The 8,403-nt window shown below is 74.6% G+C and carries 2 protein-coding genes; both read left to right on the top strand.

The genetic code is table 11. The features are described 5' to 3' along the window. The first annotated feature begins 229 nt into the window (after positions 1-229). Positions 230-3,055 (top strand): SDR family NAD(P)-dependent oxidoreductase, encoded by a 2,826-nt coding sequence (locus ACFZAT_RS12705; RefSeq protein WP_391263560.1) that lies wholly within the window; start codon positions 230-232, stop codon positions 3,053-3,055. A 19-nt stretch (positions 3,056-3,074) separates the two neighbouring features. Then, positions 3,075-8,336 carry an SDR family NAD(P)-dependent oxidoreductase gene (locus ACFZAT_RS12700; RefSeq protein WP_391263559.1) on the top strand — a complete coding sequence of 1,754 codons (5,262 nt, stop codon included), beginning with the start codon at positions 3,075-3,077 and terminating at the stop codon, positions 8,334-8,336. Positions 8,337-8,403: the final 67 nt, after the last annotated feature.

The raw sequence follows: 8,403 nt of genomic DNA, 5'->3' as shown, positions 1-8,403 counted from the left end.
CTGGGTGGAGCAGGTGCGCCGGCCGGTGCGGTTCGCGGATGCGGTGGGTGCGTTGGTGGGGCGTGGTGTGTCGACGTTCCTGGAGCTGGGTCCGGTGGGTGTGCTGGCGGCCATGGTGGAGGGGTGTCTGGATTCTGGTGGGGGGCTTGAGGCTCCGGTGGTGGTTCCGGTGCTGCGTGGTGACCGGAGTGAGCCCGAGGCGTTGGTGACGGCGTTGGCGGGGTTGCATGTGACGGGTGTCGAGCCGCGGTGGGCGGAGTACTTCGCCCCGGTCGGCGCCCACCGCGTCGACCTGCCCACCTACGCCTTCCAGCGTCGGAGGTTCTGGCTGGACCTGCGGGCCTCGACGACCGGATCGGTGAGCGGCATCGGCCAGTTGCCGGCCGAGCACCCGCTGCTCAGCGCCGTGCTGCCGTCGCCCGACTCCGACGGGGTCGTGCTGACCGGCCACGTATCGTTGGCGACGCACCCGTGGCTCGCCGACCACGCCGTCGCGGGCACGGTCCTGCTCCCCGGAACAGCCTTTGTGGAAATGGCCGTCCGGGCGGGCGACCAGGTCAGGTGCGCCGGTGTCGAGGAGCTCACGCTGCACGCTCCCCTCATCCTGCCCGCGCGCGGCGGTGCCGCCCTCCAGGTGGTCGTCGGCGCATCGGAGGCCACGGGGCGGCGTTCGGTCAAGATGTACTCGCGCGGTGACGACCAGCCCGGCACCACCTGGACGCTGCATGCCGACGGCTTCCTCGCCTCACAGGCCGAGGAGGCGTCCTTCTCGCTCACCGAGTGGCCGCCCCCGGGTGCGACGGCGCTGGACATCGCCGAGGTGTACGAGCAACTGCTCGGGCGCGGATACGGGTACGGACCGGCGTTCCAGGGGCTCACGGCCGCCTGGCGGCGCGGCGACGAACTGTTCGCCGAGGTCGTACTGCCCGAGGAGGCCGGCCGGGCCGACCGCTTCGGCGTCCACCCCGCGCTCCTGGACGCGGCACTCCACGTCGATCTGATCGACGAGCCCGAGAGCGGCGCGACCATGCTGCCCTTCTCCTGGTCCGACGTGTCTCTGCACGCCTCGGCGCCGACCGCCCTGCGCGTGCGGGTCGCGCCTCTGGAGGCCGGCGGGATCGCCCTGCAGGTGGCCGACGGGGCGGGCAGCCCCGTCGCGACGGTGGGCTCGCTGGTGGACCGACCGGTATCGGCGCAGCAGTTGAGCGCCGGGCGCGGTACCTCGCTGTACCGGACCGAGTGGGTGCCGGTGCCGACCGGCGCCGCGCCGCCGGTGACGTCGGTCGGCTGGGAGTCGCGCGGCGACACCGAGACGGTCCCGCAGGTGGTCGTCCACGCCCGGGTGCCCGCCGGGACCGACCCGGGCAGCGCTGTTCGGTCCGCGGTCCACGGCATCCTTGAGGACGTGCAGTCCTGGCTGGCGGACGAGCGCTTCGCGGACTCCCGCCTGGCCGTGGTGACCAGCAACGCCGTCGCTTCGACGACGACCGATCCCGCCGCAGCGGCGGTATGGGGGGTCGTACGGTCCGCCGAGGCGGAGAACGCCGGGCGCTTCGTGCTGGTCGATGTCGATGGCGGCACGGACGCCCTGAGCGCGGCCGGGCTCGCCGCGGTCGTGGCTTCCGGTGAGCCGGAGGTCGCTGTGCGGGACGGTGCCCTCCTGGCCCCCCGCCTGGTGGCGGCCCGGCGCCCGGAGAGCGACGACCGGCCCACTCCGATCGACCCGGAAGGCACGGTGCTGATCACCGGAGGGACGAGCGGTCTGGGTGCGGCGTTCGCCCGCCACCTCGCGGCGGAGCACGGGGCCCGCAGGCTCCTGCTGGTGAGCCGCAGGGGACCGGCGGCCGCGGGCGTCGACGAGCTGGTCGCGGACCTCGCCGAATACGGGGCGCGGGCCACCGTCGAGGCGTGCGACGCGGGCGACCGCGCGGCGCTGGAGAAGCTGCTCGCCGCGATCCCGGACGCGCACCCGCTGACCGGTGTCGTGCACGCCGCGGGCGTCCTCGACGACGGTGTGATCGGCGCCCTGACACCCGAGCGCATGGACGCCGTTCTGCGGCCCAAGGCGGAGGCGGCCTGGCACCTGCACGAGCTGACGGCCGCTCGGCCGGTCACCCTGTTCGTGACGTTCTCGTCGGTCGCGGGCACCATGGGCGCGCCGGGACAGGCGAACTACGCCGCCGCCAACGCGTTCCTGGACGGCCTGGCCGCCCACCGCCGCGAACGGGGCCTGCCCGCCCAGTCGATGATGTGGGGCCTGTGGGGCGGGCTCGGCATGGGCAGCACCCTGTCGGAGATCGACCTGGAGCGTATGCGGCAGCAGGGGTTGCCCGCGTTCTCCGTCGACGAGGGCCTGGCCATGTTCGACGCGGCGCTGGCCACGGACGAGACCGTCCCCGGACTCCTCCATCTGGACCTGGAGGTGCTGCGCGGCCAGGCCGCCTCGGGCACGCTGCCGCCGCTGCTGCGCGAGCTCGTGCCGCTTCCCGTCCGCAGGGCGTCCGGCCCGGCCGGCGCGGTGACCGCTCCGGAACCGGAGGAGGCCACCCTGCTGGACCGCCTGGCCCCGCTGAGCGCGGCCGAGCGCGAGCGGGCCGTCATCGACCTCGTCCGCGTACAGGTCGCGGAGGTGCGCCACGACGAACCGGACGGCATCGACATGGGCAAGGGTTTCACCGACCTGGGGCTCGACTCGCTGGCCGCGATCGAACTGCGCAACCGGCTCAGCACCGCCACGGGCCTGCGCCTGCCGGCGACGCTGATGTTCGACTACGCCAACCCGCTCGGCCTGGCGAAGTTCCTGCTGGACGAACTGGCTCCCGAGCTTCCCGACGCGTCGCACCCGGACCTCGACGAGGAGGCCGTGCGGCGGACCCTGGACGCCATCCCGCTCACCGCGATACGCGACGCGGGACTGCTCGACGCCCTGCTCGCGCTGGCGGACAACGGCACGGAACAGCAGACCGGCCAGGACGCCGGGCAGGAGCAGGACATCACGACGATGTCCGTCGACGATCTGGTGCGAGCGGCGCTCGCGGCCGGCGAATCCAACTGACTGAAGGGCTGAGTTTTCTGTGGAGACATCCGTCGAGCAGATCGTCGAGGCGCTGCGGGCGTCCATGCTGGAGAACGAACGGCTGCGTTCGGAGAACGGCAGACTGACCGCCGCGGCGACGGAGCCGATCGCGATCGTCGGGATGGCCTGCCGCTACCCCGGCGGCGTGAACAGCCCCGACGACCTGTGGCAGCTGGTCGCCGACGGCCGTGACGCCGTCGGGCCCTTCCCCGCCGACCGCGGCTGGGACCTGGAGGGCATGTACGACCCGGAGCCCGGCAAACCGGACCGGAGCATCGCCCGTGAGGGCGGCTTCCTGCACGATGCGGCCGACTTCGACGCCGACTTCTTCGGGATCAGCCCGAATGAGGCCATGCGTCTCGACCCCCAGCAGCGGCTGCTGCTGGAGGTGTCGTGGGAGGCCCTGGAGAACGCGGGCATCGACCCCAAGTCCCTCCAGGGCAGCCGGACCGGCGTCTTCGCCGGTCTGATGTACCACGACTACGGGGCCGGCAGCAGCGACGGCAGCCTGGTGTCCGGCCGGGTCGCCTACACCCTGGGGCTGGAGGGTCCCGCCGTCACCGTGGACACCGCCTGCTCGTCGTCGCTGGTCGCGCTGCACTGGGCCGCCCAGGCCCTGCGTACGGGCGAGTGCTCCCTGGTGCTGGCGGGCGGTGTCACCGTCATGGTGGAGCCGGACACCTTCTTCGAGTTCAACCGCCAGCGCGGACTGGCCCGTGACGGCCGCTGCAAGTCCTTCTCCGCGGCGGCCGACGGCACCGGCTGGGGGGAGGGCGTCGGCACCCTGGTGCTGGAGCGGCTCTCGGACGCGCGACGCCTGGGACACCGCGTGCTGGCGGTGGTACGCGGCAGCGCGGTCAACCAGGACGGAGCGTCCAGCGGGATCACCACCCCCAACGGCCCCGCCCAGCAGCGGGTCATCCACCAGGCCCTCGCGGGCGCTGGCCTGACCACCGCCGACATCGACGCGGTCGAGGCGCACGGCACCGGGACCGTCCTGGGCGACCCCATCGAGGCCCAGGCATTGCTGGCCACGTACGGCAAGGGGCGGCCGGAGGACAGCCCACTGTGGCTGGGCTCCGTCAAGTCGAACCTGGGCCACACCCAGGCCGCGGCCGGGGTCGCCGGAATCATCAAAATGGTCCAGGCGATCCGGCACGGCGTCCTGCCGAAGTCACTGCACTCCGCGGAGCCCAGCCCCAAGGTGGACTGGGACGCGGGCGCGGTGCGACTGCTGGACGAGTCCCGGCCCTGGCCGGAGCGGGAGGGGGCGCGCCGGGCCGGTGTGTCGTCCTTCGGCATCAGCGGCACCAACGCGCACGTCATCATCGAGCAGGCGCCGGCCGAGGAGGCGCCCGAACCCCGCCCGTCCGGTGGCGGGGGCCTGGTTCCGCTGGTGGTGTCCGGCGGCACGGAGCGGGCCCTCCTGGACCAGGGGCGCCGCCTGCTGACCCATCTGGAGTCCCACCCGGAGCTCTCGCCCCTGGACCTCGGCCACTCGCTGGCCCTGACCCGGTCCCGGCTCGACCACCGCGCCGTGATCACCGGCGCGGACCGGGAGCAGCTGATCGGTGGCCTGCGGGCGCTGGCGGCCGGCGAGGAGGCGGCGGGCGTGGCCCGCGGCCGGGCACGCGTCAAGGGCCGCACCGCCTTCCTGTTCACCGGGCAGGGGGCCCAGCGGCCCGGGATGGGCCGGGAACTGCACGCCGCCCACCCCGTCTTCGCCCAGGCCTTCGACGCCGCCGTCGCCGCGCTGGACGAGCGCCTGGGCGTCTCGCTGCGCGAGGTGCTGTGGTCGCAGGACCCGTCCGCGGCCGACGTGCTGAACCAGACCGTGTACGCCCAGGCCGGGCTGTTCGCCGTGGAGGTGGCGCTGTTCCGGCTCCTGGAGTCGTGGGGCGTGCGGCCCGACCACGTCGCCGGGCACTCGATCGGCGAGCTGGCGGCCGCACACGTCGCCGGGGTCCTCACGCTCGCCGACGCCGCGACGCTGGTCGCGGCACGCGGCCGACTGATGCAGCAACTGCCCCCGGGAGGCGCCATGGTGGCCGTGGAGGCCGCTGAGGGCGACGTACTCCCGCTGCTGACGCCAGGCGTGAGCATCGCGGCGGTCAACGGCCCCGACGCGGTGGTCGTCTCCGGGGAGACCGACGAGGTCCTGCGGATCGCCGAGCACTTCGCGGCGCAGGGCCGCAGGACCAACCGTCTGCGCGTCAGCCACGCGTTCCACTCGCCGCTGATGGAGCCCATGCTGGCGGACTTCGAGAAGGTCGCGCGCGGCCTGACGTACAGCGCCCCGGCCATTCCCGTGGTGTCGAACGTGACGGGCGCCCCGGCCACGGCCGCCGAGATCACCGATCCCGCGTACTGGGTGCGCCATGTCCGCGAGGCGGTCCGCTTCATGGACGGCGTGCGCGCCCTGGAGGACGCGGGGGTCACGCGTTTCGTCGAGCTGGGGCCCGATGGGGTGCTCACCGGCATGGTCCGCGCGACCGTCCGGTCGGAGCGCATCCACGCGCTGGCGCTGCTGCGCAAGGGCAGGCCCGAGGAGGGCACCCTGATGCCGGCCCTGGGCCGACTCGACGTGAGTGGCGGGGCGGTGGACTGGGCGGCGGTCTTCGAGGGACGCGGCGGACGCGTCACCGAGCTCCCGACCTACGCCTTCCAGCACCGGCGTCACTGGATGGAGTCGCCCACGGCCTCGGACGCCTCCGCGCTGGGGCAGAAGGCGGCGGGCCACCCCCTGCTGGGAGCGGTCGTACGGCTGCCGGACTCCGGTGGCGTGCTGCTCACCGGCCGGCTGGCCACGCCGGTGCAGACGTGGGTGTCCGACCACCGGGTGCTCGGCACCGTGCTGCTGCCCGGCACCGCCTTCGTCGAACTGGCGCTGCGCGCCGGTGAGGAGGTCGGCTGCGCGTCCCTGGAGGAGCTGACCCTCCTCGCGCCACTGACCCTCGCGGACGGTGCGGGCGCCGCGATCCAGGTGGCGGTGGGCGAGCCGGAGGCGTCGGGACGGCGTACCGTGCGAGTCCACTCGTACGACGAGACGGACCCGGCCACCGCCGTCCTGCACGCCGAGGGCGTGCTCGCGCCTGCGGAGGCGGGACCCGACGGGACACCGGCGGCGGTCGCGGCCGAGTGGCCGCCACCGGGCGCCGAGGCCGTCGGACTCGCCGGTGTGTACGACAGGCTGCGCGAACGCGGCTACGACTACGGGCCCGCGTTCCAGGGCCTGCGCGCGCTGTGGCGGCGTGACGACGAGGTGTTCGCCGAACTGGCGCTGCCCGAGCCGCACGCCGCGGAGGCCACCCGGTTCGGCATCCACCCCGCCCTCATGGACGCCGCCCTGCACGCCGATCTGGTGGCGGCCGAGGACGCGGGGGAGGGCGGCACGATGCTGCCGTTCGCTTGGACCGGGGTGCGGCTGCACGCCACGGGCGCCTCGAAGGTCCGGGTACGGATCTCCCGCCCGGGCCCGGACCGGGTCGCCCTCGCCATGGACGACGCCACGGGCGGGGCGGTGCTGCGCGTCGACTCCCTCATGGGCCGACCGGTGCGGGCGGATCAACTGACCGCCCGGGGCCCCCTCGCCCACGACGCGCTGTTCCAGGTGCGCTGGTCACCCGTCCCGACGCCCCCGCCCCCCGGCGCCGCCTGCACACCGTGGGACGAGGTGCCCGGATCGGGGTCCGTCACGGGGACCGTGGTGTACGACACCGGAACCGCGCCCGACGGCGCGGGCGCCGCCACCGCCGTGCACGAGGCGCTGTGCGTGGTACGGGAATGGCTCGGCGACGACCGCTTCGCCGCCTGCGACCTCGCCGTGGTGACGCGCGGCGCGGTCGCCGCCACCGACGGCGAATCACCGCGTCCCGAACTCGCCGCCGTCACCGGTCTCGTCCGCTCCGCGCAGGCCGAGTACCCGGGCCGGCTGCGCCTCGTCGACCTCGCGCCCGGGGACGAGCCGGCCAGGCTCCTGCCGGCCGCGCTGGCGGCCGACGAGCCCGAGATCGCCGTACGGGAGGACGTGCTGCTGGTACCCCGTCTGGAGCGGGCGCAGCCCGGCGACGGCGCTCGGCGGCCCGACCCGGAGGGCACGGTCCTGGTCACCGGCGGAACCAGTGGCATCGGCGCGGCCGTCGCCCGGCACCTGGTGAGCGCGCACGGTGTGCGGCGGCTGCTGCTCACGAGCCGGCGCGGCCCGGATGCCCCGGGGGCCGGGGAGCTGGCCGCCGAACTCACCGCGCTCGGCGCCGACGTGACCGTGGCCGCGTGTGACGTCGCCGACCGGACCGCGTTGGAAGGGCTGCTGGCCGGCATACCGCAGGCGCACCCGCTGACCGGCGTCGTGCACGCGGCCGGCGTGCTGGAGGACGGCGTGCTGGCCTCCCTCACGCCCGAGCGCCTGGAGCGGGTGCTGCGCCCCAAGGCGGTGGCCGCGCTGCACCTGCACGAGCTCACCGCGGACCGGGACCTCGCGATGTTCGTGCTGTTCTCGTCGGTCGCGGGAACGCTGGGCAGTTCCGGCCAGAGCAACTACGCCGCCGCCAACGCCTACCTCGACGCGTTGGCGCAGCGCCGCAGGGCCGCGGGCCTCGCGGCCACGTCGCTCGCGTGGGGGCTGTGGACCGGAGCGGGCATGGGCGAGCAGCTGAGCGAGAGCGATGTGCTGCGCCTTCGCCGCCAGGGCTTCCCGCCCATGGCCGTCGAGGAGGGCCTCGCGCTGTTCGACAGCGCTCTGGAGGTGGACGTGGCCCAGCTGGCGGTCGTCCGGCTGGACATCGCGGCACTGAGCGCTGCGTCGGCCGGTCCGGTGCCGCCCATGCTGCGCGGTCTGGTGCGCGTTCCCGCGCGGAAGGCGGCGGACGATGCCGGTGCGGCGGCCGGGGCGGAGCTGGAGCGGCGGCTGGCCGGGGCGGGGGGCCCGGAGCGTGAACGGATCGTGCTGGACGTGGTCCGTACGAACGCGGCGCTGGTCCTCGGGCACGACCGTCCGACGGCGATCGACCCGGAGCGCGGCTTCCTCGACATCGGCTTCGACTCGCTCAGCGCGCTGGAGCTGCGCAACCGGCTCATCACCGCGGTGGGGCACCCCCTTCCGCCGAGCCTGCTGTTCGACCACCCGACGGCGGCGGTTCTCGCGGCGCACCTGTGCGAGGAGTTCTTCGGCGGTGCGGAGCCGGACGCGGCGGACGAACTGAGTTCGGCCACCGCGGACGAGCTCTTCGACATCCTGGACGGCCTGGGGGCGTCCGGCTGAGCCGGCCCCGTTCGCGGCGACGCGCACGGCGGGAGGCGGTTCCTCCTGCCGTGCGCGTTCGTGTGGG

This window comes from Streptomyces sp. NPDC008163 (genome assembly GCF_042956885.1).
In the GTDB taxonomy this organism is placed as follows: domain Bacteria; phylum Actinomycetota; class Actinomycetes; order Streptomycetales; family Streptomycetaceae; genus Streptomyces; species Streptomyces drozdowiczii_A.
Note: the sequence above shows the minus strand (reverse complement) of the source record. Positions and strands in the feature narration are given on the sequence as shown.